Source organism: Bradyrhizobium sp. SZCCHNR1098, assembly GCF_032489375.1.
Lineage (GTDB): Bacteria > Pseudomonadota > Alphaproteobacteria > Rhizobiales > Xanthobacteraceae > Bradyrhizobium.
Map to the genome: position 1 here is coordinate 307,879 of NZ_JAUEXY010000001.1, position 25,957 is coordinate 333,835.

24 protein-coding genes are annotated in these 25,957 nt (G+C 66.3%); 22 read left to right on the top strand and 2 right to left on the bottom strand.

From position 1 onward, the window contains the following. Nucleotides 1–103: 103 nt before the first annotated feature. On the bottom strand, nt 104–1,105 hold the full coding sequence (locus tag QX135_RS01380) for an adenosine kinase (protein WP_315735562.1): 1,002 nt from the start codon (nt 1,103–1,105) through the stop codon (nt 104–106). A 70-nt stretch (nt 1,106–1,175) separates the two neighbouring features. On the opposite strand from QX135_RS01380, the gene murJ reads away from it, so the two are divergent. The 16 genes from murJ to trmB all read left to right on the top strand — a co-directional run bounded on the left by murJ (nt 1,176) and on the right by trmB (nt 16,704). Next, nucleotides 1,176–2,735 carry a murein biosynthesis integral membrane protein MurJ gene (murJ, locus tag QX135_RS01385; protein WP_316177819.1) on the top strand — a complete coding sequence of 520 codons (1,560 nt, stop codon included), beginning with the start codon at nt 1,176–1,178 and terminating at the stop codon, nt 2,733–2,735. 48 nt (nt 2,736–2,783) lie between these two features. Then, on the top strand, nt 2,784–3,836 hold the full coding sequence (gene trpS / locus QX135_RS01390; RefSeq protein WP_015663202.1) for a tryptophan--tRNA ligase: 1,053 nt from the start codon (nt 2,784–2,786) through the stop codon (nt 3,834–3,836). Nucleotides 3,837–4,026: 190 nt separating this feature from the next. Further along, on the top strand, nt 4,027–4,521 hold the full coding sequence (locus QX135_RS01395) for a universal stress protein (RefSeq protein ID WP_315716941.1): 495 nt from the start codon (nt 4,027–4,029) through the stop codon (nt 4,519–4,521). A 108-nt stretch (nt 4,522–4,629) separates the two neighbouring features. After that, nucleotides 4,630–5,199, top strand: a complete 570-nt coding sequence (locus tag QX135_RS01400) for a NifU family protein (RefSeq protein WP_315784395.1) — start codon at nt 4,630–4,632, stop codon at nt 5,197–5,199. A 438-nt stretch (nt 5,200–5,637) separates the two neighbouring features. Beyond that, nucleotides 5,638–6,339 carry a tRNA (adenosine(37)-N6)-threonylcarbamoyltransferase complex dimerization subunit type 1 TsaB gene (tsaB, locus tag QX135_RS01405; protein WP_316177821.1) on the top strand — a complete coding sequence of 234 codons (702 nt, stop codon included), beginning with the start codon at nt 5,638–5,640 and terminating at the stop codon, nt 6,337–6,339. Then, on the top strand, nt 6,336–6,818 hold the full coding sequence (gene rimI / locus QX135_RS01410; protein WP_315735571.1) for a ribosomal protein S18-alanine N-acetyltransferase: 483 nt from the start codon (nt 6,336–6,338) through the stop codon (nt 6,816–6,818). The genes tsaB and rimI overlap by 4 nt, the downstream gene beginning before the upstream one ends. Nucleotides 6,819–6,861: 43 nt before the next feature. Then, entirely contained in the window at nt 6,862–7,314 is a 453-nt protein-coding gene (locus QX135_RS01415; protein ID WP_315716937.1) for a Fur family transcriptional regulator, read from the top strand. Next, nucleotides 7,307–8,026, top strand: coding sequence for an HAD family hydrolase (locus QX135_RS01420; RefSeq protein WP_315775809.1), 720 nt, complete (start codon nt 7,307–7,309; stop codon nt 8,024–8,026). The genes QX135_RS01415 and QX135_RS01420 overlap by 8 nt, the downstream gene beginning before the upstream one ends. A 55-nt stretch (nt 8,027–8,081) precedes the next feature. Next, nucleotides 8,082–9,479, top strand: a complete 1,398-nt coding sequence (gene miaB / locus QX135_RS01425) for a tRNA (N6-isopentenyl adenosine(37)-C2)-methylthiotransferase MiaB (protein WP_316177823.1) — start codon at nt 8,082–8,084, stop codon at nt 9,477–9,479. A 64-nt stretch (nt 9,480–9,543) separates the two neighbouring features. Beyond that, nucleotides 9,544–10,521, top strand: a complete 978-nt coding sequence (locus QX135_RS01430; protein WP_315735578.1) for a PhoH family protein — start codon at nt 9,544–9,546, stop codon at nt 10,519–10,521. 62 nt (nt 10,522–10,583) lie between these two features. Then, nucleotides 10,584–11,093 carry an rRNA maturation RNase YbeY gene (gene ybeY / locus QX135_RS01435; RefSeq protein ID WP_315735580.1) on the top strand — a complete coding sequence of 170 codons (510 nt, stop codon included), beginning with the start codon at nt 10,584–10,586 and terminating at the stop codon, nt 11,091–11,093. A gap of 2 nt (nt 11,094–11,095) precedes the next feature. After that, nucleotides 11,096–12,265 (top strand): hemolysin family protein, encoded by a 1,170-nt coding sequence (locus tag QX135_RS01440; RefSeq protein ID WP_315775812.1) that lies wholly within the window; start codon nt 11,096–11,098, stop codon nt 12,263–12,265. Next, the gene (gene lnt / locus QX135_RS01445; RefSeq protein WP_316177824.1) at nt 12,262–13,872 is read left to right on the top strand and encodes an apolipoprotein N-acyltransferase; all 1,611 of its coding nucleotides are present in this window, start codon (nt 12,262–12,264) and stop codon (nt 13,870–13,872) included. The genes QX135_RS01440 and lnt overlap by 4 nt, the downstream gene beginning before the upstream one ends. 231 nt (nt 13,873–14,103) lie before the next feature. Then, nucleotides 14,104–14,520 carry a helix-turn-helix domain-containing protein gene (locus QX135_RS01450; protein WP_006615449.1) on the top strand — a complete coding sequence of 139 codons (417 nt, stop codon included), beginning with the start codon at nt 14,104–14,106 and terminating at the stop codon, nt 14,518–14,520. A 322-nt stretch (nt 14,521–14,842) separates the two neighbouring features. Then, complete coding sequence (locus tag QX135_RS01455; RefSeq protein WP_315784403.1) at nt 14,843–15,973, top strand: M20 family metallopeptidase; 1,131 nt, start codon at nt 14,843–14,845, stop codon at nt 15,971–15,973. Continuing rightward, a complete protein-coding gene (gene trmB, locus QX135_RS01460) occupies nt 15,970–16,704 on the top strand; it encodes a tRNA (guanosine(46)-N7)-methyltransferase TrmB (RefSeq protein ID WP_316177826.1) in 735 nt (244 codons plus the stop codon). Before QX135_RS01455 ends, trmB begins: the two co-directional genes overlap by 4 nt. A 21-nt stretch (nt 16,705–16,725) precedes the next feature. Here the strand turns inward: trmB and QX135_RS01465 are convergent, their stop codons facing one another. Continuing rightward, entirely contained in the window at nt 16,726–17,802 is a 1,077-nt protein-coding gene (locus QX135_RS01465) for a DUF2336 domain-containing protein (RefSeq protein WP_316177829.1), read from the bottom strand. A 423-nt stretch (nt 17,803–18,225) separates the two neighbouring features. Here QX135_RS01465 and rimP point away from each other — a divergent pair, with 423 nt between their 5' ends. From rimP to truB, 6 genes are all read left to right on the top strand, one after another. Next, a complete protein-coding gene (gene rimP / locus QX135_RS01470; protein ID WP_315784409.1) occupies nt 18,226–18,987 on the top strand; it encodes a ribosome maturation factor RimP in 762 nt (253 codons plus the stop codon). 14 nt (nt 18,988–19,001) lie between these two features. Beyond that, the gene (gene nusA, locus QX135_RS01475; RefSeq protein WP_316177831.1) at nt 19,002–20,624 is read left to right on the top strand and encodes a transcription termination factor NusA; all 1,623 of its coding nucleotides are present in this window, start codon (nt 19,002–19,004) and stop codon (nt 20,622–20,624) included. A gap of 80 nt (nt 20,625–20,704) precedes the next feature. Continuing rightward, a complete protein-coding gene (locus QX135_RS01480) occupies nt 20,705–21,418 on the top strand; it encodes an RNA-binding protein (protein ID WP_315735596.1) in 714 nt (237 codons plus the stop codon). A 94-nt stretch (nt 21,419–21,512) separates the two neighbouring features. Beyond that, entirely contained in the window at nt 21,513–24,272 is a 2,760-nt protein-coding gene (gene infB, locus QX135_RS01485; RefSeq protein ID WP_315735598.1) for a translation initiation factor IF-2, read from the top strand. Nucleotides 24,273–24,434: 162 nt separating this feature from the next. Beyond that, the gene (rbfA, locus tag QX135_RS01490) at nt 24,435–24,851 is read left to right on the top strand and encodes a 30S ribosome-binding factor RbfA (RefSeq protein WP_315735600.1); all 417 of its coding nucleotides are present in this window, start codon (nt 24,435–24,437) and stop codon (nt 24,849–24,851) included. Next, nucleotides 24,851–25,957 carry a tRNA pseudouridine(55) synthase TruB gene (truB, locus tag QX135_RS01495; protein WP_315812176.1) on the top strand — a complete coding sequence of 369 codons (1,107 nt, stop codon included), beginning with the start codon at nt 24,851–24,853 and terminating at the stop codon, nt 25,955–25,957. The genes rbfA and truB overlap by 1 nt, the downstream gene beginning before the upstream one ends.

Genomic DNA, 25,957 nt, shown 5'->3' on the forward strand with positions numbered 1-25,957 from the left:
GTCCCGCAGCTCAATAAAACGTGGATGGCCGGGTCAAGCCCGGCCATGACGGTGGAGAGAGTTGTGTCTCCGGTGAAAAATAACGCGTGACCACAGCTTCGACCTACACCTTCAGTCCGTTCTGGGCCGCCAATTCCTTCAGCGACACCTGCGGCCTTGCGCCGATGTGCTGGATCACCTCGGCCGCGGCGAGGCCGCCGAGGCGGCCGGCCATCTCGTAGCCGGTCTTGCGCACCAGCCCGAACAGGAAGCCGGCGGCGAACAGGTCGCCCGCGCCGGTGGTATCGACCAGGCTCTCGATCGGATGCGCCGGCACCGAGATCACGCCGTCGTTCGACACCACGACGCAGCCCTTTTCGCTGCGGGTGACGATGCCGAGCGTGGCGTCCTCACGCAGCTGCTTCAGGGCGCCGTCGAAATCCGAGGTCTGGTACAGCGAATGCAGCTCGGCCTCGTTGGCGAAGACGAGATCGACGGTGCCGCCGCGCATCAGGTCGAGAAACTCCTCGCGATAGCGATCGACGCAGAACGAATCCGACAAGGTCAGCGCGACCTCGCGTCCGGCGTCATGCGCGATCGCCGCCGCCTTCACGAACGCATCCTTGGCGTCCTTCGGGTCCCACAGATAACCTTCGAGATAGATGAAGCGCGCCGCCGCAATCTGCGCGGGATCGATGTCCGCGGCGGTGAGATTTTGCGCGGCGCCCAGATAGGTGTTCATGGTGCGCTCGCCGTCGGGGGTCACCAGGATGTAGCAGCAGCCGGTCGCCGGGCCGTCGGCAGCGGGCGCGGTATCGAAGGTCACGCCAGCGGCGCGGATATCATGCCTGTACATCCTGCCGATCTGGTCGTCCTTGACCTTGCCCACGTAAGCGGCACGCGCGCCCAGGCTGGCGAGGCCAGCGATGGTGTTGGCCCCCGAACCGCCGGACATCTCGGTGGCCGGGCCCATATCGGCATAGATCGCGGCCGCGCGGGCCTCGTCGATCAGCGCCATGCTGCCCTTGGTCATGCCGTGCCGGGCGAGAAAGGCTTCATCGGCATGCACCAGCACGTCGAAGATCGCGTTGCCGATCCCGAGAACATCGTATTTCGCGTCAGTCATCCACTGGCCCCGTTTACGGCGTTTTGCAAACGCTGGGGCCTATCACAAGCAGCGCTGCTATAGAAGCCTGATGATCCGCTCATTCGTGACTGTGTTGTCAGGAACACTGGCCTCGCGCCTGCTCGGCTTCGTCCGGGATGCGCTGATGGCCGCGCTGCTCGGCGCAGGTCCGGTCGCGGACGCATTTCTCGCGGCGTTTCAGCTCGTCAACGTCATCAGGCGATTGCTGACGGAGGGCGCGCTCAATGCAGCTTTGGTGCCGGCCTGGCTGCGAATATACCAGCACGGTGGCACAATGCAGGCGGCAGCCTTTGCCGGGCGCGTGCTCGGCACGGTCAGCGCCGGCCTGCTCGCGGCAACGCTCGTGCTGGCGCTGCTGATGCCGTTCGCGATGACCGTGCTCGCACCAGGCTTCGCCGGTGAAGAGACGCTCACCCTGGCCGTCAATGATGCCAGGCTGATGCTGCCCTATCTCGCCTTCGCCGGCCCCGCAACCGTGCTGCTCGCACTCTCCAGTGCACGAGGCCGCTTCGCGCTGGCCGCGTTTGCGCCGCTGCTCTTCAACGTCGCGCTGATCGTCGTGACCATCGTGCTGCTGACGCAACATCCGGATCCTGCGAACGCCGCACTGCTGCTCGCCGCCACGATCGGCGTCGCCGGGCTGCTGCAGCTCGCCGTCCTCGCGCGGCGAGGCCGCGATGGCCCCCTCGCCTCACCGGTGCGCGTCACCTTCCGTGCGGAAATGCGCGGCTTCTTCGCCAAAGCGCTGCCCGGCATGGTCGCCAGCGCCGGCCCGCAACTGATCGCGGTCGGCGGCGCGATCATCGCCTCCGCCTCGCCTTCCGCGGTCTCGTGGCTGTATTTCGCCAACCGCCTCATCGAGCTACCACTCGGGCTCGTCGGCGTTGCCATGGGCACGGTGCTGGTGCCGGAGCTGACGCGCGCGCTGCACGAGGGCAACAAGCAGGCGCTGGCGGAAGTGCAATCGCGCGGCCTCGAGCTCACGATCGGGCTCGCGCTGCCTGCGGCGCTCGGACTGATGATCCTGAACGAGCCGATCATTCGTTTGCTGTTCGAACATGGCGCGTTCAGCTCGGACGATGCCGCCGCGACGGCGCAGGTGCTCACATGGCTCGCGGCGGCATTGCCGGCGCAAGTACTGACCAAGGCGCTGCAGCCTGCCTTCTTCGCGCGCGAGGACACGCAGACACCGCTGCGCGCGACGCTGATCGGATGCGGTGTCGCGATCGCGCTGGCGTTCCTGCTCGCACAATTGTTTGCGGCAAGTGGCATCGCGGCAGGGCTCGCGCTCGGTGCCTGGGCCAATGCGGCGGTCCTGATCCGGCGTGGCGCCACGAGCTTCGGCTTCGCGCTTCCTCCCGCCTCGCGGCGCCGGCTGCCGCGCATCACCCTGGCCGCCGCGATCATGGGCACCGTCCTCTGGACCGTCGCCGGACGCTTCGCCGGCACGTGGAGCAGCAGCCATCTCGGCGCGGCCGCGTTGCTCGCCGCCCTGATCAGCGGCGCCATCATCCTCTACGGAGTGCTTCTATTGTCCCTGGGCGCCGTAAGCTGGCGCGAAACCGTCCGGGCGATCCGGCAAAAGCCCGCCGGCGACTTGCACCTTTGAGGCGCTCGTGCCAAACGACCCCCAAAATCATCATCCGGAACAGTGACCATGGCTTTCGTGGAACGGGTTTTCTCGGGCGTCCAGCCGACCGGCAACCTGCATCTCGGCAACTACCTCGGCGCGATCGTCAACTTCGTGAAGATGCAGGAGACGCACAACTGCATCTATTGCGTCGTCGACATGCACGCGATCACCATGCCGATCGATGTCTGGGGCGGCCCGGCCGAGCTGGCGCGCAACACCCGCGAGGTCACCGCGGCGTTCATCGCGGCCGGCATCGATCCGAAGAAGCACATCGTGTTCAACCAGAGCCAGGTCTCCGGGCATGCCGAGCTCGCCTGGATCTTCAACTGCGTCGCGCGCATCGGCTGGCTGAACCGCATGACGCAGTTCAAGGAGAAGGCCGGCAAGGATCGCGAGAACGCATCGGTCGGCCTCTACGACTATCCGGTGCTGATGGCCGCCGACATCCTGCTCTACCGCGCCACCCATGTTCCGGTCGGCGAGGACCAGAAGCAGCATCTCGAGCTCTCGCGCGACATCGCGCAGAAGTTCAACAATGACTACGGCGACTCGATCCGCAGCCACGGCTTCGGCGACGGCCTGTTCTTCCCGCTTCCGGAACCCTTCATCACCGGTCCCGCGACGCGCGTGATGTCGCTGCGCGACGGTACCAAGAAGATGTCGAAGTCCGATGCCTCGGACTATTCGCGCATCAACCTGACCGACGATGCCGATACGATCGCGCAGAAGGTCCGCAAGGCCAAGACCGATCCGGAGCCGCTGCCGACCGAGGAAAAGGGGCTGGACGCACGTCCCGAGGCCGACAACCTCGTCGGCATCTACGCCGCGCTATCGGACCGCAGCAAGGCCGACGTGCTCAGGGATTTCGGCGGCGGCCAGTTCTCCAGCTTCAAGAACGCGCTGGTCGAGCTGTGCGTCACCAAGCTCGGGCCGATCGCCGCCGAGATGAAGCGCCTGACCGCCGATCCCGGCTACGTCGAGTCCGTCCTGGTCGACGGCGCCGACCGCGCCCAGGCCATCGCCGCGGAGACCATGAAGACGGCCAAGGACATCGTCGGCTTCATCCGCAAGCCCTGAGCAGCACGGCGCGCGCTCCGGAGTCGGCCTTGCGGCCGTAGCCAGGATGAGCGAAGCGACATCCGGGCTACTAGGAGCCGCACCACCGCTGTCATTGCGGGCGCAATGGAACCCGCAGCCCTCTCCCCAACGGAGGCGGGCTGTGGCAGCATCGCAGCCGGATCGACTTGCAGCAGCAGGCGGGAACGCGATGGCGGCGCAGCGGCAGAGCTACCAGACCGGCCATGCGCCGAAATGCCTGGTCGTGGTCGACGACAGCGAGGAATGGGACCGCGCGGTCCGCTATGCCGGCCGCTGGGCCGTCCGTTCCGGCGGCCGTATCGTCATGCTGCACGTCATCGAGACGGAGGACCAGAACCAGCAATGGCTGGGGGTCGCCGATCTGATGCGGGCCGAGGCGCAGGAGCAGGCGCATGCCGAGCTCGACCAGGCCGCGGCGCTGCTGTCGGCGATCGGCGTGACCGCGCCGGAACGGGTGATCCGCGAGGGTGAGCCGACGGCGCAGATCCTGGAGACGATCGAGCACGACAGCGACATCGCGCTGCTGGTGCTCGCCGCCCATTCCGGCCCCGAGGGCCCCGGCCCGCTGGTCACCCATGTCACCAAGACGAGCGGTGCCTTCCCGATCCCGCTGGTGATCGTGCCGGGCGATCTCGGTGACGCCGATCTCGACGCTCTTTCATAGGCTTAGATCGGAAACGCCGGCCATGCCCCCTTGATCGTGCGCGCGCTCGCGCCATCTGCTATGAGGACACCACAGGCCGGCCTTGAACCGGCGCTGCCGGAGAAAACCATGTTCATCCAGACCGAAGCCACCCCCAATCCCGCCACCTTGAAGTTCATCCCGGGCCGCGTCGTGCTGCCTGCTGGCACGATGGAGTTCGGTAGCCGCGACGCCGCCGCGCGCTCCCCGCTGGCCGAGCGCCTGTTCGCCGTCGACGGCGTCACCGGCGTGTTCTACGGCGCCGATTTCATCACCGTCACCAAGAGCGACGGTGAATGGCAGCACCTCAAGCCGGCGATCCTCGGCGCGATCATGGAGCACTACATGTCGGGCGCGCCACTGCTCGCCGATGGCAGCGCCGCCAATGATGAATCCGCCGACGAGGACGACGAGTTCTACGACGAGGCCGACACCGAGACGGTCGGCATGATCAAGGACCTGATCGAGAGCCGGGTGCGTCCGGCGGTGGCCAATGACGGCGGCGACATCACCTTCCGCGGCTTCAAGGACGGCATCGTCTATCTCAACATGAAGGGCGCCTGCTCCGGCTGCCCGTCATCGACCGCGACCCTGCAGCACGGCATCCAGAACCTGCTGAAGCACTTCGTGCCCGAGGTGGTCGAAGTCCGGCCGATGTAGCAAGCCAACGGCGAACGGGGTTGGCGAATAGATCTGCGCGCCAATCGCCATCTGCCTCTGCTCACGCTGCGTTGCCGACGGTGGCGGCCACGGCCGCCGCCCGCCGAATGCTCCACGATACCTCGCTGGTTGCCGCGCTCTGCGCGCCATGCCGTCGGTGCCGATCCCGAGCACGGGCTTGCGAGCGATTGATCGCCTCGACCTGGACCGTCGGGCATGGCCTTTGCGACCGGATGGCGCGGCGGCCTGAACGTCGAACGGGACGATCATTCCAATGGCCCGGAAAGATTTGCTTAAATGAGCGCCAATTCAGTAGTTTGCGTTCTCGGTCGTGCGTCTTGATGCGTTTTTCCCGATCAGGATGTAAGAAAGCGGCAACCGACTTTATCAAAGCCCCAAAAAGGTATTAGGCGCTCCCTTCAATGCGAATCTGACCGGATGTTGATCCTCGCCATCGATACTGCCCTCGACCATTGCGCGGCTGCCGTTCTGGACACTGATTCGGCCGCGATGCGCGCCGAGGAAACGCTGCCGATGAAGCGCGGCCACGCCGAGGCGCTGATGCCGCTGATCGCGCGCGTGATGCGCCAGTCGGGCGTCGGCTTCCAAGAGCTCGACCGCATCGCGGTAACGACGGGTCCTGGTAGTTTCACCGGGCTGCGCGTCGGCCTCTCCGCCGCGCGCGGCATTGCATTGGCGGCGCACAAGCCGGTCGTCGGCGTCACCACGCTCTCGGCCTACGCCGCACCCATCGTCAGCGAAGACCGTACCAACCCGGTGATCTCGGCGATCGATGCCCGGCACGACCATGTCTACTACCAAGTCGTGAGCGGCAGCGGCGAAGAGCTGGTCGCGCCTCAGGTCGCTGCGATCGACGACGTCTTGGCGGTCGCGCGGCTCGGCGCCCCGCACCTCGTCGGCAACGCCGCAGCGCTGCTGGCCGAACGGTGGCCTCCGGAAGCCGCCGCGCCAGTTGCGGTCGATTCGCAAAACGGACCCGACATATCCTGGGTTGCCTGGCTCGGCGCGGCCGCGGACCCGGCGCACGCGCCGGCGCGGCCGTTCTATCTGCGCGCGCCCGACGTCAAGCCGCCTGCCGGCGCGGCGCGCGCGCCGGCGCAGACGGCCGCCTCGTCATGAACATGTTCTTCCGCTGGCTCGGCAGCCCCAAACCGTTGATCGAAGCGGCCGCGCCGCGCGACGCCGCCAGGCTCGCCCAGATCCACGCCGCCTCGTTTCACCGCGGCTGGGGCGAAGGCGAGTTCGAGGCCATGCTGGCCGAGCGCAACACCATGATCCATCGGCTGCGGCTCGGGCGGAAACTCGTCGGCCTCATCGTCTCGCGAATCGGCGCGGACGAAGCGGAAATATTGTCGGTTGCACTTGACCCAAATCAGCGCGGCCGCGGATTTTCTCGTGATCTGTTGCTGCAGCATCTCGGGCACCTCGCGGGGCGCGGGGTCCGGACGGTCTTTCTCGAAGTGGAGGAAAACAACCAGCCGGCCCGCCGACTCTATGAACGCGCCGGATTTGCGACCGTGGGCCGTCGGGAACGCTATTACCTTCAGCCCGGCGGGGAACAGTTGAATGCGCTTCTGATGCGCCGGGACTTGTCGTAACCTGCGCTTGGTGGCAGAAAGCGCATCCTTGAGGCGAGACACGATGACCTCCTTGAAAACCACGCCAGCGCTCAATTCCACCGGAATCGAGGCCCGCTGTGCCGCCACCGGCATGCGCATGACCGAGCAGCGCCGCGTCATTGCCCGCGTGCTCGCGGAAGCCTGCGACCATCCCGACGTCGAGGAGTTGTACCGGCGCTGCGTCGCCGTCGACGACAAGATCTCGATCTCCACGGTCTATCGCACCGTGAAGCTGTTCGAGGATGCCGGCATCATCGAGCGCCACGATTTCCGCGAGGGTCGCGCCCGCTACGAGCAGATGCGCGACAGCCATCATGATCATCTGATCAATCTGCGCGACGGCAAGGTGATCGAGTTCACGTCCGAGGAGATCGAGAAGCTGCAGGCCGAGATCGCCCGCAAGCTCGGCTACAAGCTGGTCGACCACCGGCTGGAGCTGTATTGCGTGCCCCTCGACGAAGAGACGAATGGCTGACGCAGCGCCGGCTTCCAGCTTCGATCTCGTCATTTTCGATTGCGATGGCGTGCTGGTCGACAGCGAGGTGATCTCCTGTCAGACCCACGCCGACGTGCTCAGCCTGTGCGGCTATCCGATCACGACCGAGCAGGTGTTCGCGCGGTTCTTGGGCCGCTCCCTGAAACAGGCGAAGCTCGAGGTCGAGGCCGAGCTCGGCCACAGCCTGCCCGACGATTTCAACCCGAAACTGCAGGACCGCCTGTTCCGCGCCTTCGAGCAGGACCTCGCGGCGATCGACGGGATCACGGAGGCGCTCGACACCATCGACGTGCCGGTCTGCGTCGCCTCCTCCGGATCGCACCAACGCATGCGCGTCAGCCTTGGCGCCACCCGGCTCTACGATCGCCTCGCCCCGCACATCTTCTCGTCCTCCCAGGTCGAGAACGGCAAGCCCGCGCCCGATCTGTTCCTGTTCGCCGCAGCGCAGATGAGGGCGCGTCCCGGGGCCTGCGTGGTGGTCGAGGACAGCCTGGCCGGCATCCGGGGCGGTGTCGCCGCCGGCATGACGGTGCTCGGGTTCCATGGCGGCAGCCACTGCCGGCCTGGGCACGCCGACAATCTGCGCGCGGCCGGCGCCACCCTGGTTTTCGACGACATGCGGCAGCTGCCGGCGATTCTGGGCCGGCTGTCCGAGAAAAAGCCAGCGGTCGCTGGATTTTCGGCCCCCTAGCCTATATTTGAGCGCGGCGCCGCATTGGCGCGCCTCCGACTGCATGCAAGGGTTCATGACGCCGCCGCGCAAGCTGCACATCAAGTCCTATGGCTGCCAGATGAATGTCTACGATGCCCAGCGCATGGTGGACACGCTGGGCTCCGAGGGCTTCGTCGAGACCGCCGAGGCCGGCGACGCCGATCTCGTGATCCTCAACACCTGCCACATCCGCGAGAAGGCCTCCGAGAAGGTCTATTCGGAGCTCGGGCGGCTGCGGGTCGCGAAGCAGGACGCCGCGCGGGCCGGCCGGACGATGCAGATCGCCGTGGCCGGCTGCGTGGCGCAAGCGGAAGGCGAGGAGATCATCGCCCGCGCCCCCACCGTCGACGTCGTGGTCGGCCCACAGAGCTACCACCATCTGCCGCAGCTCCTGGCCCAGGCCCGCCGCGGCGAGCGGGCGATCGAGACCGAATTCCCGGCCCAGGACAAGTTCGACTTCCTGGCGAAACCCAGCCGCGCGGCGATCCGCGCCCGCGGCGTCTCGGCCTTCGTGACCGTGCAGGAAGGCTGCGACAAGTTCTGCACCTTCTGCGTGGTGCCGTATACGCGCGGCAGCGAGATGTCGCGTGCGGTGACACGCATCGTCGACGACGTGACGCAGCTCGCCGAGAACGGCGTTCGCGAGATCACCCTGATCGGCCAGAACGTCAACGCCTATCACGGCGAAGGCCCTGACGGCCGGCCCTGGACGCTGGGGCGGCTGCTCTACAGGATCGCCGAGATTCCGGGCGTGGCGCGGCTTCGCTACTCGACCAGCCATCCCAACGACGTCGACGACAGCCTGATCGCGGCGCATCGCGATCTCGGAGCGGTGATGCCGTTCGTGCATCTTCCGGTTCAGTCGGGATCCGACCGAATCCTGAATGCCATGAACCGCAAACACACTGCGTCCGATTACCGGGATGTCGTCGACCGTTTTCGCGCCGCCCGTCACGACATTGCATTCTCTTCGGATTTCATCGTCGGGTTCCCGGGTGAGACCGAGGAAGATTTTCGCGCCACCCTCGCGCTGATCGATCAAATCGGATACGCTGCAGCCTATTCGTTCAAGTATTCGCCGCGTCCGGGAACCCCGGCAGCGGACATGCAGGAGATGGTGTCAGCGACCGAGATGGACGAGCGATTGGAGCGCCTCCAGAGCTTGATCGACAGCCAGCAAGCAGCCTTCAACAAGGCCGCGATCGGCCAGGTCGTCGACGTGCTGTTCGAGCGCGCGGCGCGCAAGCCCGGACAGCTGGTCGGACGGACCGCGTATCTGCAGCCGGCCCACGTCATGGCCTCCGACGACATCATCGGTCAGGTTCTGCCGGTGCGGATCGACAGCCTCGAACGCTACAGCCTGCTCGGCGAGCTCATCACGGCCGCGCCGGCAGCGATCTCCCCCACGCCCCTTGTATCCATCGGAGGCTGAGCACTTGCCCAAGAGCGCATCGGATTCGTCTTCCCTCGCTCCCAGCCGCAAGTTCGATCGCGACATGTCCATGCCTCCCGAGACCCAGGTCGTCATCGATTTCGACGACAACCGCGCCGCTTCCGCCCTGGTCGGCCCCTACGGCCAGAATCTGGCCCTGGTCGAGCGTAGGCTCGGCGTCGTCGTCGATTCCCGCGGCAACCACATCACCATCGGCGGCAGCCGCGACGGCTGCGATGCCGCGCGGCGCGTGCTCGAATCGCTCTATGCGCAGGCCGTCAAGGGCCAGGATCTGGCGCAGGGCGACGTCGAGGGCGCGATCCGCGCTGTGGTGGCGCAAGGCTCGCTGTTCGAGTTCGACGCCAAGAACGCCAAGAACGCGTTCGAGAGCATCAACCTGCGCAAGCGCCCGGTGCGCGCCCGCACCGCCGCGCAGGATTCCTACATCCGCGCGCTGAAGCGCCACGAGCTCGTGTTCGGCATCGGCCCGGCCGGCACCGGCAAGACCTGGCTTGCGGTCGCGCATGCGGCGCAGCTGTTCGAGCGCAAGGAAGTCGACCGCATCATCCTCTCGCGCCCGGCGGTCGAAGCTGGCGAGCGGCTCGGCTTCCTGCCTGGTGACCTCCGCGAGAAGGTCGATCCCTATCTGCGTCCGATCTACGACGCGCTGTACGATCTGATGGATGCGCGCATCGTCGAACGCGCGCTGCAGGCCGGCGAGATCGAGATCGCGCCGCTCGCCTTCATGCGCGGGCGCACCTTGACCAATGCCGCGATCATTCTCGACGAGGCGCAGAACACGACGTCGATGCAGATGAAGATGTTCCTCACGCGTCTGGGGGAGAACAGCCGCATGATCATCACCGGCGATCCGTCCCAGATCGATCTGCCCAACGGCCAGACGTCGGGCCTTGCCGAGGCCGCGCGGCTGCTCGACGGCGTCGAAGGGATCGCACAGGTCAGGTTCACCGGCGAGGATGTCATTCGCCACGAATTGGTGGCGCGTATCGTCGCCGCCTATGAGAGCCCAAAGGCGCGCTGACCCCCGGAGCAAGCTCGCCGATCGGCGCATGATCCGAGCGCCATCCGCACAGAACGACCAGGATGCCACAAAGTCCCATTCCAACCACCGAGGTGATCGTCGCAGCCGACTGCTGGCAGGACCAGCCCGACGCCGAGGAGGTCATACATCGCGCCATCGTCGCCGCCGCTGAGACGGTCGACGCGGACGTCGGAGACGCCGAGATCGCGGTGATGCTGACGGACGACGACGGCATCCGCACCCTGAACAGCAATTGGCGCGGCATCGACAAGCCGACCAACGTGCTGTCGTTTCCGGCGCTGCAGCCGACCGGGCCGCGCGGCGAGGACGACGCACCGCGCATGCTCGGCGACATCGCCATCGCCTACGAGACGATGCGGCGCGAGGCCGACGAGGAGCAGAAGCCGTTCGCGCACCATTTGAGCCATCTGACCGTACACGGATTCCTGCATCTCGTCGGCTACGATCACGAGACCGATGACGAGGCCGAGGAGATGGAAGCGCTCGAGCGCGAGATCCTCGCCCATCTCGGCATCCCCGATCCCTATGCCGACCGGGAGCGGACGAATTGATCATGGCCGACTCCGAACCCATTCACGACAATCCGCGCAACACGCGCAATCTTCCGGCCGTGGTGCCGGCATCCGAGCTCGGCCGCTCGCCGAGCGAGAATTGGCTCCTGCGCGCGCTGCGTAATCTGTTCGGATGGAAGGGCGGCGGATCGGTGCGCGACGATCTGCAGGTCGTGCTCGACGCCTCGACACCCGACGACATCGGCTTCTCCGCGGTCGAGCGCACGCTCCTGCGCAACATCCTCGATCTGCACGAGCGGCGGATCGCCGACGTCATGGTGCATCGGGCCGACATCGTCGCGGTCAGGCGCGACATCACGCTCGGCGAGCTGATGAGCCTGTTCGAGAGCGCCTCGCATTCACGGCTCGTGGTCTACAACGACACGCTCGATGATCCCGAGGGCATGGTGCACATCCGCGACCTGCTCGCCTTCACCACCGCGCAGGCGCGCGTCTCGGACGAGGTGAAGGCGCGGCGCAAGAAGCCGCTGCCGGCCGGTCTCGACCTGAAGGCCGTCGACCTGTCGATGCCGCTGTTCGAGGCCAACATCATCCGCAAGCTGCTCTATGTGCCGCCGTCGATGCGCGCGATCGACCTGCTCGCGCAGATGCAGGCCTCGCGCATCCATCTGGCGCTGGTCGTCGACGAATATGGCGGCACCGACGGGCTGGTCTCGATCGAGGACATCGTCGAGCAGATCGTCGGCGAGATCGACGACGAGCACGACAGCGACGAGCCGCCGGCGATCGTGCGGCAGGCCGACAACGCCTTCATCGCGGACGCCCGCGCCAGCCTCGACGACGTGCGCCGGGTGATCGGCGAGGAGTTCGTGACCGGGGAAGCCGGCGAGGGCGTCGAGACCCTTGGCGGATATCTCGTCAATCATGTCGGCCGGCTGCCGGTGCGCGGCGAGTTGATCTCCGGTCCCGGCAATTTCGAGGTCGAGGTGCTCGATGCCGATCCGCGCCGGGTCAAGCGGCTGCGCATCGCGCCGCGCAAGGAGCGTCCCACACCCCGCCCGCCGCGCGAGAGCCGGCGCCGCGAAATGGCGCCGGAAGCGGCCCCGCCGGACACGGACGTCCCGGCCGAGCCGCCGCCGGCGGAGGCCGGCCCGGCGCCGGGCCATGACGATAGCAGCCCGCCACGCGGCGACGGAGCCAGCTCACAGTGATCCGCCCATCGACGATTCGCGGCCTCGCCATCGGCGTTGTCCTGGCCTGGGGCTGGAAACGCGCGGGGATCGCGCTCGCCGCCGGCGCGCTCTCCTCGCTTGCGATGGCCCCGTTCAACGCCTGGCCGGTGCTTGCGATCACCTTCCCGGTGCTGGTCTGGCTGATCGATGGTGCGGCGGCGGGACGGCGGCGCGGCATCCCGGCTGCCGCCTTCAGCGGCTTCTGTTTCGGCATGGGCTATTTCGTGCCCGGCCTGTACTGGATCGGCAACGCGTTCCTGGTCGATGCCGACACCTTCGCCTGGCTGATGCCGTTCGCCGTGCTGGGCCTACCGGCCTATCTCGCGCTGTTTCCGGCACTGGGCTTCGCATTGGCGCGGTTGATCTGGACGCGTGGTTCAACCCGTATCCTGGCGCTCGCCGTCTGCCTGACCGCGAGCGAATGGCTCCGCGGCCACGCGCTGACCGGCTTCCCCTGGAACACGTTCGGCTATGCCCTGTCGCAGCCGCTCGCGCTGGCGCAGGCGACGTCGCTGATCGGGATCTGGGGCATGACGTTCCTGGCGATCGCGATCTTTGCCAGCCCTGCGGTGCTGATCGACGGCAAGACCTGGCGCGAGCGCTGGCGGGCGCCGGCCGCGGCGGCCGCCTTGCTGGTGGTGATGGGCGTGTTTGGCGTCATCCGGATCGGCCTGCATCCGACCGCCTTCGTCGCCGATCTCAAGCTGCGGATCATGCAGCCGAACCTGCAGCAGGACGTCAAATTCAACTATGGCGCCAAGGCCGACGTCATGCGCCGCTATCTGGCGCTGTCGGATCGCGCCTCCGGTCCGACAGCCACCGGTGTCCGCGACACCAATATCCTGATCTGGCCGGAATCGGCGTTCCCGTTCTTCCTGACCCGCGAGGCGGACGCGATGGGCCAGATCGCCGACCTGCTGTCGCCGGGCGCGGTGCTGATCACCGGTTCGGTCCGCGCCCCCGACGTGCCTCGGAACGTTCCCATCACCCGGGCCTACAATTCGATCTACGTGATCGACCACGACGGCACCGTGCTGTCGGTCTACGACAAGCTCCATCTGGTCCCGTTCGGCGAGTTCCTGCCGTTCCAGACTCTGCTGGAGCGGATCGGGCTCGAGCAGCTGACGCGGGTGCAGGGCGGTTTCATCCCGGGCACGGCGCGACGCAATCTGGACGTGCCACACGCTCCGCGCGTTCTTCCTTTGATCTGCTACGAGGCGATCTTTCCGAGTGACAGCGTGCCGAGCGAAGAACGCCCGGGCTGGATCGTCAACTTGACCAACGACGGCTGGTTCGGCATTTCGACCGGTCCTCATCAGCATCTGCAGCAGGCGCAGTGGCGCGCGATCGAGCAAGGACTTCCATTAGTTCGATCTGCGAACACCGGCATCTCTGCAGTGATCGATCCTGTCGGCCGTATCGTTAAGCAATTGCCCCTCGGTGCAGAGGGCGTGCTGGATTCCGCGCTGCCTGTTGCGTTGCAGCCGACAGTCTATGCAAAGCTCGGCGACATTCCGGTTGCGATTCTGTTAGTGATCGCCCTGAGCACCGTCGTTCGCAGACGTGTTGCTCAAAAGCTTCCCTGACGACAGCAAGATCTCGATTCTTTCCGGGTCCGTAAGATTTTTTTTGACAAGCAAAACCCCAAGTGTTGACAGATAGCTGCTGCAATTCGCATTCTCGCGCGGCAGCATGAGCCGTCCAGATCGTTGCTCGGCCGTCTTCGTTAGTACGCATGCGAACAGAAATTGACGGTGTGAGCGCCTGAGGCATACTGCGACCGCCTCGTTCCGAGGCCCATTCTAAGGAGTTGAGAGATGTCGACGAAAGCGCCCAACCCTGTTGACAAGCATGTCGGCAGCCGGGTGCGGATGCGCCGTATCATGTTGGGCATGAGCCAGGAAAAACTTGGTGAGGCTCTCGGACTCACGTTCCAGCAGATACAGAAGTACGAAAAAGGCACCAATCGAGTCGGCGCCAGCCGGATTCAGCAGATCTCGGAGGTTCTGCAGGTCCCGGTCTCCTTCCTGTTCGAAGGGGTCCCGAGTGGCGGGACCAACGGTGAAGCTTTCGGCGAAGGCGCTTCGCCCGCCTATGTGTCTGATTTCCTGGCAACCTCAGAAGGACTGGCGTTGACCCGCGCATTCACGCGGATCCACGATTCAAAGCTTCGTCGCAGCATCGTCGACCTGGTCGAGCAGATCGCTGATCGCGAAGCTCCGGAAGAAGGCTAGCTGATGCGCCGGCGCTGACATTCCTATCGCGATTTCCTCTCATATGAATGTCAGCGCCTCGGGGGGCCATTAGCAGAACGCGTTTTGCGAGCGTCGCGCTGGGCATGCAACGCTTCGCAGGACGAATGGGCCGATAGACAACTTCGATTGCGACCAATAGAGCGCGATGGCTCCCCTTCGGGAAACGCTATCGCGCTCTAAATCGTTTTATGCACATGTGGCCTGGAACTCCGGCGTCCCAGCCGCCAACCCGCCCCGCGACGCGCCAACGCGTCCACCGCCTGCTACCACTTCGTAACCATCGAGAACGATTTACAAAGCTATGACCACCAGCATCAGCCCGTTCGATAGTCGCACAATTCTCGAAGGCATCCGCCAATGGGTCGAGATCGAGACCCCAACCGAGGCGCCTGATCAGGTCAACAAGCTGGCTTCCCTTGTCGCGGATGGCTATCGGGGGCTCGATGCCACGATCGAACGGATCGCCGGACGCGACGGCTGCGGCGACCATCTCATCGCGCGCTCGTCATGGGGACAGGCCGAGCCCGGAATTCTGGTCCTCAGCCATCTCGATACGGTGCACCCGATCGGGTTCATCGCGCGGCTGCCGTTTTCGGTCGACGGTGACGTCGCGTACGGTCCGGGGATCTACGACATGAAGGGTGGCGCTTATCTCGCCTTTCACGCCTTTCGTCAGCTCTGCGCAGGCGGTGAAAAATCGCCGCTCGGCATTACTCATTTGTTCGTCTCGGATGAAGAGATCGGCAGCCCGACCTCGCGCGCGCTGATCGAGGATGAGGGCCGCAAGGCCAAATACGTCCTCGTCACCGAGCCGGCGCGTGACGGCGGCAAGATCGTGACCGGACGCAAGGGCGTGGCGCGGTTCGACGTGGCCATCCGCGGCGTGCCCGCGCATGCCGGCGCGCGTCCACAGGATGGACGCAGTGCGATCCGCGAACTCGCCAACGTCATCCATGCGCTCGAAGCGCTCAACGACCCCGCGCGCGGCATTACCGTGAATGTCGGCGTGGTGCGCGGCGGCACACGTCCCAACGTCATCGCAGAGGAAGCCCATGCGGAGGTGGATGCGCGGCTACCGACGCCAGCCGATGCAGAGGAAATCCTGCCCAAGATCCTGGGGCTGACCTCGCGCAGCGATGGCGTCACGGTTGAAGTCAGCGGCGAGGTGAACCGGCCGCCTTACGTCAAGGGCAACGCCGGCGCGGCCTTGTTCGAGCATGCGAAATCACTGGCCGAAGAGATCGGATTCGAGCTCGTCGACACCCACACGGGCGGCGGTTCCGACGGCAATTTCACCGCACCGTTCACGGCGACGCTCGATGGGCTCGGCGTCGACGGCAAGGGCGCGCATACGCATTACGAGCAGATGTACATCTCCTCGATCGAGCCGCGGACAAGGCTGCTCTACCGTCTCTATCAAACCCTGCGATGAGCACCGCGATCAACATGCCTGTCGACGACGATCACGCCAGCACCGAGGCCTTGCATGGTCAGGGCTCGTTCTTCGGCCGGCGCAAGGGCCACAAGCTGCGGGCGCATCAGGCCGGCCTGGTCGACAACCTGCTGCCGCACCTCGCGCTCGATCTCGCCGCGCCCGCGGAAGCCGTGCTGCCCACGCTGTACCATCCGCCGGTCGACGCGCTGCGGCTGGAGATCGGGTTTGGCGGCGGCGAGCATCTTGCCGCCGAAGCAAAGGCGTTTCCGACCACCGGCTTCATCGGCTGCGAGCCCTATGTCAACGGCATGGCCAAGATCCTGTCGGCCATCGAGGCCGACAACATCGGCAATATCAGGCTGCTGGCGGGCGATGCCGCCGAGCTGCTGGCCTGGCTGCCGCCGCAGTCGCTGCAGCGGATCGACCTGATCCATCCCGATCCCTGGCCGAAGCGGCGGCACTGGAAGCGGCGTTTCGTGCAGAATGCAACGGTCGCCGCGATGGCGCGCGTCCTGAAGCCCGGCGGCGAGTTCCGCTTCGTCAGCGACATCGCCGACTATTGCGCCTGGACGCTGTGGCATCTGCTGCGTTCGCCCGACTTCGCCTGGACGGCCGAACGCGCCGACGACTGGCGCCTGCCCTGGCCGGGCTACACCATGACGCGCTACGGACGGAAGGCGACGCGCGAAGGCCGCGTCGCCAACTATCTGATCTTCCGCCGGCGCTGACCGCTATGCCGGCGACGTCGTTCAATGTCGTGTCTTCCAGAACGCGACGATACGCTCGGCGGTCGATGGCAGCAGGCGCGCGTAGTTGACCCTGATCGCATCGATGTCGCGCTGCGCTGGCACGCGTTTCGGTCCGAGGCGCAGCAGGATCAGTGCATGCACGGTGCGCCAGTCGAGCCCGATCGTGCGCCCCAGGATCAGAAGCGGATCGTGACGATCGCCCGACACCAGCCGGTCGAGCGTCGCGATCTTAAGTCCGGTCATTGCGGCGAGCGCCGCGATGACCTCTTCGTATTCGTGCTCGGATGCGAAGCGGAACAGCGCCGACTGGTCCAAGGCGTCGGCTTCATACAGCGACAGGATGGTCCGCTGCGCGGGCACGAAATTGCGCGTGCTGTTCGTTGCGTGCGCCGCATTGGCAAGCTCGGCGAGAGCCTGCTTGATCCTCGCCTGCTTGTCCGGCCGCACGACATCGAACAGCCGCCGCCTGACGACATCGAGCGAGCCGGCCAGCAGTTGTTTCAGATGATCGTCGGAAACATCGTCGCGCCGACCGACCGTGAGGGTCAGCACGCCGTCGGAACTTGCGCGGTGGATCAGCGCGGCATAGCCGCGCGGGGAAAACGCTGCGCCATCATTGGCAGCGATCCGCCGCACCACGTCGCGATCACCACGGCGCACCAGCACGTCCGTCATATCAGCCGACAGGCGCGGCCGCTCCGCCATCGCGAGCAGATGACCCTGGCTCTTGTCGCGCGCAATAGTGATGAGCGCGGGATCGTCGAGCACGAGCGAGCGGCGCAACAGCGGACCCGCCACCGCAACCTCGTCGTCGCGCGCGAGCCGGCCGACGACGGCACGTGGCGCCCTGAGGAGCCGCGACAACCGCTCCGCCAGATCGATCCGCGTCGGCAGATCCGCGAACGGGACCAGATCGATCAGGAGACCGTCGAACAGATTGATGTGCTCGGGACGCAGCTTCGTCGCATCCTCGAAGAACAGGTCGGCGATGCGGCGCGTGGCCTCGAGGCCGCGTTCAGCATTGCCATGCCTGACGATCCCGCCGAGGCCGGGGATCAGCGCGGTAGCGGGGGTCATGACGTCTACTCGATACGCAACACGACACGTTTCCGTCCGCTCCGCTCCTTGCGGCATGACGACGGGGCGAAAAGCGCGAACTCAGCTCATTTTTAAGCGATCTTGGTGAATGAAGGGTTAGACCCTGCGGCATTCACCCGTTGCCGGTCGGGGAAAACGATCCGATCCGCGGTCTCGGCGCGGAGTGAATTCCCGGTTCCAGGCCCCGTTTGAGCCGACACGACCCTTGCCGTCAGGCGGCAAAGCGGCTATATGAGCGCCATCAAACATCATCTCATATACGATCGCGTAGTGAGGGTGGGCCCTTCCGGACCCGCTCTTTTTTGTTACCTGGATCGCTCCGCCGCGGGCGGGATCGGTCCGGTGAGCGCGATCGAACAGGCCCCACGGCCCAACCAAGCAAGACACGCGATCGACGCCTCGATGACGGAACCTACGTTCGCAGCCGCTGACACCGACCTCCTGACCGAGCCCCGTCTCGTCGTCGAGCCGGGCGTTGCGGCGCGCGTGGCGGCGGTGGCCGACCCGGTGCTGCAGGGAATGGGGTACCGCCTGGTGCGGATCCGCATTTCGGGCGAAGGTGGTTGCACGGTCCAGGTGATGGCCGAGCGTCCCGACGGCACGATGCAGATCGAGGATTGCGAGGCGGTGTCGCGGGCGCTGTCGCCGGTGCTCGACATCGCCGACCCGATCGACCGCGCCTACCGGCTCGAGATCTCCTCGCCGGGCATCGACCGGCCGCTGGTCCGCCGTTCCGATTTCGCCCGCCACGCCGGTCATCTGGTCAAGATCGAGATGGCGGCGGCACATCAGAACCGCAAACGCTTCCGCGGCATCATTGCCGGGGTCGAAGGCGACGGCGTGCGCATCATCCGCGACGACGTGGCCAAGGACCAGGAGCCGGACGTCGTGCTGCCGATGGCCGACATCGGCGACGCCAAGCTGGTGCTGACCGACGAGCTGATCGCCGAATCCATGCGCCGCGGCAAGGCCGCCGAGCGCGAGAAGAAGCGCGACCTCGGGCTGGCGCCACCGTTGGCGCCGCACGCCAAGCCGGCGGCCCAGGCCAAGCCAAAACCGAAATCGAAGGACAAGCAGCCGGTCAAGAAGCCGCTGCCGACCAACACCAAGAAACATCGCCTCGCCGCCGACCGCGCGCGCAGAGGCGAGATCGATCCTGATTAGAGGAGATTTGAGCCATGGCCGTCAGCGCCAACCGGTTGGAACTGCTGCAGATCGCCGACGCCGTCGCACGCGAGAAGTCGATCGACCGCGGCATCGTGATCGCTGCCATGGAAGACGCGATCGCCAAGGCCGCCCGCGCTCGTTATGGCAGCGAGACCGACGTTCACGCCGAGATCGATCCGAAGAAGGGTGAGCTGCGGCTGTCGCGCCACATGCTGGTGGTCGAGAAGGTCGAGAACCCCTCCAACCAGATCTCGCTGGATGATGCCCGCCGCGCCAATCCGGGCGCGCAGATCGGCGACACCATCGCCGACACCCTGCCGCCGCTGGAATATGGCCGCATCGCCGCACAGTCGGCCAAGCAGGTCATCGTGCAGAAGGTGCGCGAGGCCGAGCGCGACCGGCAGTATCAGGAGTTCAAGGACCGCATCGGCGACATCGTCAACGGCGTCGTCAAGCGCGTCGAATATGGCAGCGTGATCCTCGACCTCGGCCGCGGCGAGGCCATCATCCGCCGCGACGAGATGTTGCCGCGCGAGGTGTTCCGCAACGGCGACCGCGTCCGCGCCTATGTGTTCGACGTCCGCCGCGAGACCCGCGGCCCGCAGATCTTCCTGTCGCGCACCCATCCGCAGTTCATGGCCAAGCTGTTCGCGCAGGAAGTGCCGGAAATCTATGACGGCATCGTCGAGATCAAGGCGGTCGCTCGCGACCCCGGCTCGCGCGCCAAGATCGGCGTCGTGTCGCGCGATTCCTCGGTCGATCCGGTCGGCGCCTGCGTCGGCATGCGCGGCTCGCGCGTGCAGGCCGTGGTGAACGAGCTGCAGGGCGAGAAGATCGACATCATCCCGTGGTCGCCCGACATCGCGACCTTCGTGGTCAACGCGCTGGCGCCGGCTGAAGTCGCCAAGGTCGTCATCGACGAGGACCGCGAGCGCATCGAGGTCGTGGTGCCCGACACCAACAACCAGCTCTCGCTCGCCATCGGCCGCCGCGGCCAGAACGTCCGCCTCGCCTCGCAGCTGACCGGCTGGGACATCGACATCCTGACCGAGCAGGAGGAATCGGAGCGCCGTCAGGCCGACTTCGAGAATTCCACCCGCGTATTCATGGAATCGCTGAACGTCGACGAGGTCGTCGGCCAGCTGCTGGCGTCCGAAGGCTTCACCTCGGTCGAGGAGCTCGCTTTGGTCGACCTCAAGGATCTCGCCGGCATCGAGGGCTTCGACGAGGAGACCGCGACCGAGCTACAGACCCGCGCCCGCGAATTCCTCGAGCAGCAGGAAGCCGAGCTCGAGGCCAAGCGCAAGGAGCTCGGCGTCGAGGACGCGGTGAAGGACGTGCCCGGTGTCACCACCAAGATGCTGGTCAAGTTCGGCGAGAACGACATCAAGACGGTCGAGGATCTCGCGGGCTGCGCCACCGACGATCTGGTCGGCTGGACGGAGCGCAAGGAGGGCGGCGAAGCCACCAAATTCCCCGGCATTCTCGACGGTCTCGATGTCTCCCGCGACGACGCCGAAGCCATGGTGATGCAGGCCCGCGTCAAGGCCGGCTGGATCAGTGAGGCCGACCTCGCCAAGACCGAAGCGGAAGCCGAGAATGAGGACGAAGCGACCGAAGGACAGCCCGCCTGACCCGTTTGGCTCGCCCCATGGACGGCACGATGACCCCCACCCTGACCCAGCTCGCTTGAGATGAGGAGCCGCATCACCGCATGCTCGCTTTGGCCGACCCCGAGCTCGACAATGGACCGCGGACCGAGAAGTCCGCGACCATGCGCATGTGCGCGGTCAGCCGCGACGTGCGGCCGATCGGCGAGCTGATCCGCTTCGTCGTCGGACCGTCGGGCGAGGTCGTGCCCGACATCAAGCGCAAGCTGCCCGGTCGGGGATTGTGGATCACCGCCTCGCGCCAGGCGGTTGCGGAGGCGGTGCGGCGTCACCATTTCAGCCGAGGCTTCAAGACCAACGTCCGCGTCCCGCCGACCCTTGCCGAAGACCTGGAAGCCTTGCTGGCCCGCAGCGCGATCGAAGCGCTGGGGATTGCCGCCAAGGCCGGCCAGGTCGTCTCCGGTTTCTCCAAGGTGGAAGCGGCGCTGTCGCAGCGGCAATCGCGGTCGACATTGGCTGCCCTCGTCCATGCCGCGGATGGCGCAGCCGACGGGATCCGCAAGCTCGACGCGCTGGTGCGGCCGAACGACGGGGACCAGGGCCAAGCCCCGACAATTCCGATCATCTGCTGTCTCACTTCGGCAGAATTGGATTTGGCACTTGGGCGCTCAAATGTGATACATGCTGCCGTGCTCGCAGGCCCGGCGAGCAGGACATTCCTGTCGCGCAGCCAGACACTGGTCCGATACCGGTCGGCCGACGCTGACAAGATTGCCGGAACCGCGGCCACGAAATCTGCTTCGACTTCGAAGACATAGCACTTTGAAGCCATAGCTACGAAGACATCGCGACGATTGCACGAATGAGACGGTGCGGTAGCCCGCACGCTGGTAACGAGATTAGGACGACTGAATGGCCGACAACAACACTCCGGGCGACAAGAAACTGAGTGTCCCGAGCAAGACCTTGACGCTGAAGCCGCGCGTCGAGACCGGCACGGTACGCCAGAGCTTCCCACATGGCCGGAGCAAGCAGGTGGTGGTCGAGAAGCGCGGCAAGCGCCGCGTCGGCGATGGGGGGCCCGATGCTCCGCATGCGCCGGAGCCGACCGTCGCCAAGGCGCCGCCGCCCCCGCCATCGCCGCGCTCATCCGGACCGCGCCCATCCGGCTCGTCGCAGCGCGGTGGGTCCGGGGTCGTGTTGCGCACCCTGACGGAGGACGAGCGGTCGGCCCGCGCCAGCGCGTTGGCCGATGCCCGCGTGCGCGACATCGAGGAACGCCGCCAGGCCGAAGAGGAAGCGCGCCGCCGTGCCGAGCGCGAAGCCGCCGAACGCGCCGAGCGCGAGGCTGCCGAGGCGCGCCGCAAGGCCGAGGAAGAGCGGCACCGCCACGAAGAGGAAGCCAAGCGCAAGGCCGAGCTCGAGGCCAAGAAGCGGTTCGGCGAAGGCGAGGCGCCCCGTCCGGCGACATCCGCGCCGCAGCCCGCGGCGACCGCACCGGCCCGCTCGACGCCCGCCCCCGGCAGGCCCGTCGGCGCACCGGGCAGCCGGCCGCAGCAGATTGGTGGTCCGAGCTCGCGGCCCGGCGGCGCTCAGCCGGCGGGCGCACGCCCGGCCGGCGCCCGTCCTGCCGCCGGCGGTCCGCTCGGCCGCGCGCCAGCGGCGGTTGCCGCCGGTCCGGACGAGGATGAGGGTCCGCGCCAGATCCGCAGGGGTCCCGGCGGAGCCGCACGTCCTGCACCGCCGCCGAAGACCACGCACAAGCCGGGTCCGCAGAAGCAGCGCGGCCGCCTGACGGTGGTCACGGCACTGACGGCCGACGATGTGCGCGAGCGCTCGATCGCCTCGTTCCGCCGCCGCACGCAGCGCCTGAAGGGCCATGCCGCCAACGAGCAGAAGGAGAAGCTCGTCCGCGAGGTGACGATTCCGGAAGCCATCACCATCCAGGAGCTGGCGAACCGCATGTCGGAGCGCGCGGTCGACGTGATCCGTCTGCTGATGCGCCAGGGCGCGATGCACAAGATCACCGACGTGATCGATGCCGACACCGCGCAGCTGATCGCCGAGGAGCTCGGCCACAGCGTCAAGCGCGTCGCGGCGTCCGACGTCGAAGAGGGTTTGTTCGACGTCGTCGACGATTCGACCGACACCGAGCCGCGCTCGCCGGTCGTGACCGTGATGGGCCACGTCGACCACGGCAAGACCTCGCTGCTCGACGCGCTGCGTCACGCCAACGTGGTCTCGGGCGAAGCCGGCGGCATCACCCAGCACATCGGCGCCTATCAGGTGACCGCGCCGGATTCCGGCAAGAAGATCACCTTCATCGACACGCCCGGCCACGCCGCGTTCACCGCGATGCGCGCCCGCGGCGCCAAGGTCACCGACATCGTGGTGCTGGTGGTCGCGGCCGATGACGGCGTGATGCCGCAGACGATCGAGGCCATCAACCACGCCAAGGCGGCGAAGGTGCCGATGATCGTCGCGATCAACAAGATCGACAAGCCCGACGCCCGTCCCGAGCGCGTCCGCACCGAGCTGCTCCAGCACGAGGTGCAGGTCGAATCGCTCGGCGGCGAGGTCGTCGACGTCGAGGTGTCCGCCAAGAACAAGACCAACCTCGATCGTCTGCTCGAAATGATCGCGCTGCAGGCCGACATTCTCGACCTCAAGACCAATTCGGATCGCCCGGCCGAAGGCACCGTGATCGAAGCCAAGCTCGATCGTGGCCGCGGCCCGGTCGCCACCGTGCTGGTCCAGCGCGGCACGTTGCGGGTCGGCGACATCATCGTCGCCGGCGCCGAGATGGGCCGCGTCCGCGCGCTGATCTCGGATCAGGGTGAGACATTGCAGGAGGCAGGCCCGTCGGTGCCAGTCGAGGTGCTCGGCTTCAACGGTCCGCCGGAAGCCGGCGATCGTCTCGCCGTCGTCGAGAACGAAGCCCGTGCCCGCCAGGTCACCAGCTATCGCGCGCACCAGAAGCGCGAGAACGCGGCAGCCTCGATCTCCGGCATGCGCGGTTCGCTCGAACAGATGATGTCGCAATTGAAGACTGCGGGCCGCAAGGAATTCCCGCTGGTCATCAAGGCCGACGTGCAGGGCTCGCTGGAAGCCATTCTCGGCTCGCTGGAGAAGCTCGGCACCGAGGAGGTCGCCGCCCGCATCCTGCATGCCGGCGTCGGCGGCATCAGCGAGTCCGACGTGACGCTGGCGGAAGGCTTCAACGCCGCGATCATCGGCTTCTCGGTACGAGCCAACAAGGAAGCGGCCGCGCTCGCCAAGCGCAACGGCATCGAGATCCGTTACTACAACATCATCTACGACCTCGTGGATGACGTGAAGAAGGCGATGAGCGGTCTCCTCGCCCCCACGCTTCGGGAAACCATGCTCGGCAATGCGCAGATCCTGGAGGTGTTCAACATCTCCAAGGTCGGCAAGGTCGCCGGCTGCCGCGTCACCGACGGCACCGTGGAGCGCGGCGCCAATGTCCGCCTGATCCGCGACAACGTCGTGGTTCACGAGGGCAAGCTGTCGACCCTGAAGCGCTTCAAGGACGAAGTGAAGGAAGTGCAGGCCGGCCAGGAATGCGGCATGGCCTTCGAGAGCTACGGCGACATGCGTGTCGGCGACGTCATCGAGTGTTATCGCGTGGAGACCATCCAGCGCTCGTTGTAAGTCCGAATCCTACAGAGCGCGCTGCAATTCGAGTGAGCAGCGATTCCGTGCGCATGCGGAATCGCTGCGTCCCTTGAACTTAACGAAGCGTCGTTGAACTCAATCAGAATGATCCTCTCGCCCGTGCTCACGCCGGGCGACGATCCATTGGATTTTTGAAAAATGCCTCGCCATCACCAGAGGGGAAGCGCCGCTTCCGGCGGCTCGCAGCGTCAGTTGCGCGTGGCCGAGACCGTGCGTCACGCTGTCGCCGACATTCTCAGCCACGGTGACGTGCATGACCCGGACCTGGAGGGACACATCATTACGGTGCCCGAAGTCCGCATGTCGCCCGACCTGAAGCTCGCCACGATCTACATCATGCCGCTCGGCGGACAGGATACGGACGTCGTGCTCGCTGCGCTGGAGCGCAACAAGAAGTTCCTGCGCGGCGACATCGCGCGGCGCGTTAACCTGAAATTTGCACCTGACATCCGCTTCCGCGTCGACGAGCGATTCGACGAAGCGGAACGGATCGAGAAATTACTGCGAACACCCGCGGTGCAGAGAGACCTCAATTCGGATTCGGAAGAGAGCTGATGACCATTCCCCCCGAAACCGGCACTGTCGACGCGCCGAGCGCCGAACCGACCGCCGCCAAGACGATCCATTCTGCCGACGGACGCCCGCCGCGCGACAACAACGATCCGCGCAACAAGCAGCGACAAGGAAACGGTCAGGGCAACCAGCCACGCCGCGATCGCCGCGACGTCCATGGCTGGGTCGTGCTCGACAAGCCGATCGGCATGACCTCGACCCAGGCCGTGGCGGTGGTGAAGCGCCTGTTCCAGGCCAAGCGCGCCGGCCATGCCGGCACGCTCGATCCGCTCGCCTCCGGCGGCCTGCCGATCGCGCTCGGCGAAGCCACCAAGACCGTCCCGTTCGTGATGGACGGCCGCAAGCGCTACCGCTTCACCGTGACCTGGGGCGAGGAGCGCGATACCGACGACACCGAAGGACGGGTCGTCGAGACCAGCCACAGCCGGCCGGATGCCGCGGCGATCCGGGCGCTGCTGCCGCAATTTACCGGCCGGATCGAGCAGACGCCGCCGCGCTATTCCGCGATCAAGGTCCAGGGCGAGCGCGCCTATGATCTCGCCCGCGACGGCGAGGTCGTCGAGCTCCAGCCGCGCCCGGTCGAGATCCATGAACTGACCCTCGTCGACCAGCCCGACCCGGACCATTCGGTGTTCGAGGCGGAATGCGGCAAGGGAACCTATGTCCGGGCGCTGGCCCGCGACATGGGCCGAATCCTCGGCTGTTACGGCCATATCAGCGCGCTCCGGCGGACCCTGGTGGGTCCGTTTACCGAGAACGACATGATTCCGCTGGAACAGTTGGAGGCTTTGTGCAATAGAGCCGCGTCCGGTGAGGGAAGCCTCGCCGACGCACTCTTGCCCGTTGAGACCGCGCTGGACGACATCCCGGCACTGGCCGTCACTCGGGCTGATGCGGCAAGGCTCCACAGGGGCCAGGCCGTCTTGTTGCGCGGACGGGATGCGCCCAATAGTAGCGGCACAGTCTATGTCACGGTCGCAGGCCGCCTTCTGGCGCTTGCCGAAATTGGCAATGGCGAACTCATCCCCAAGCGCGTGTTCAACCTGACCGGACTGACTGCCAGCTCCGGTCGCAACGAAAGAGACTGA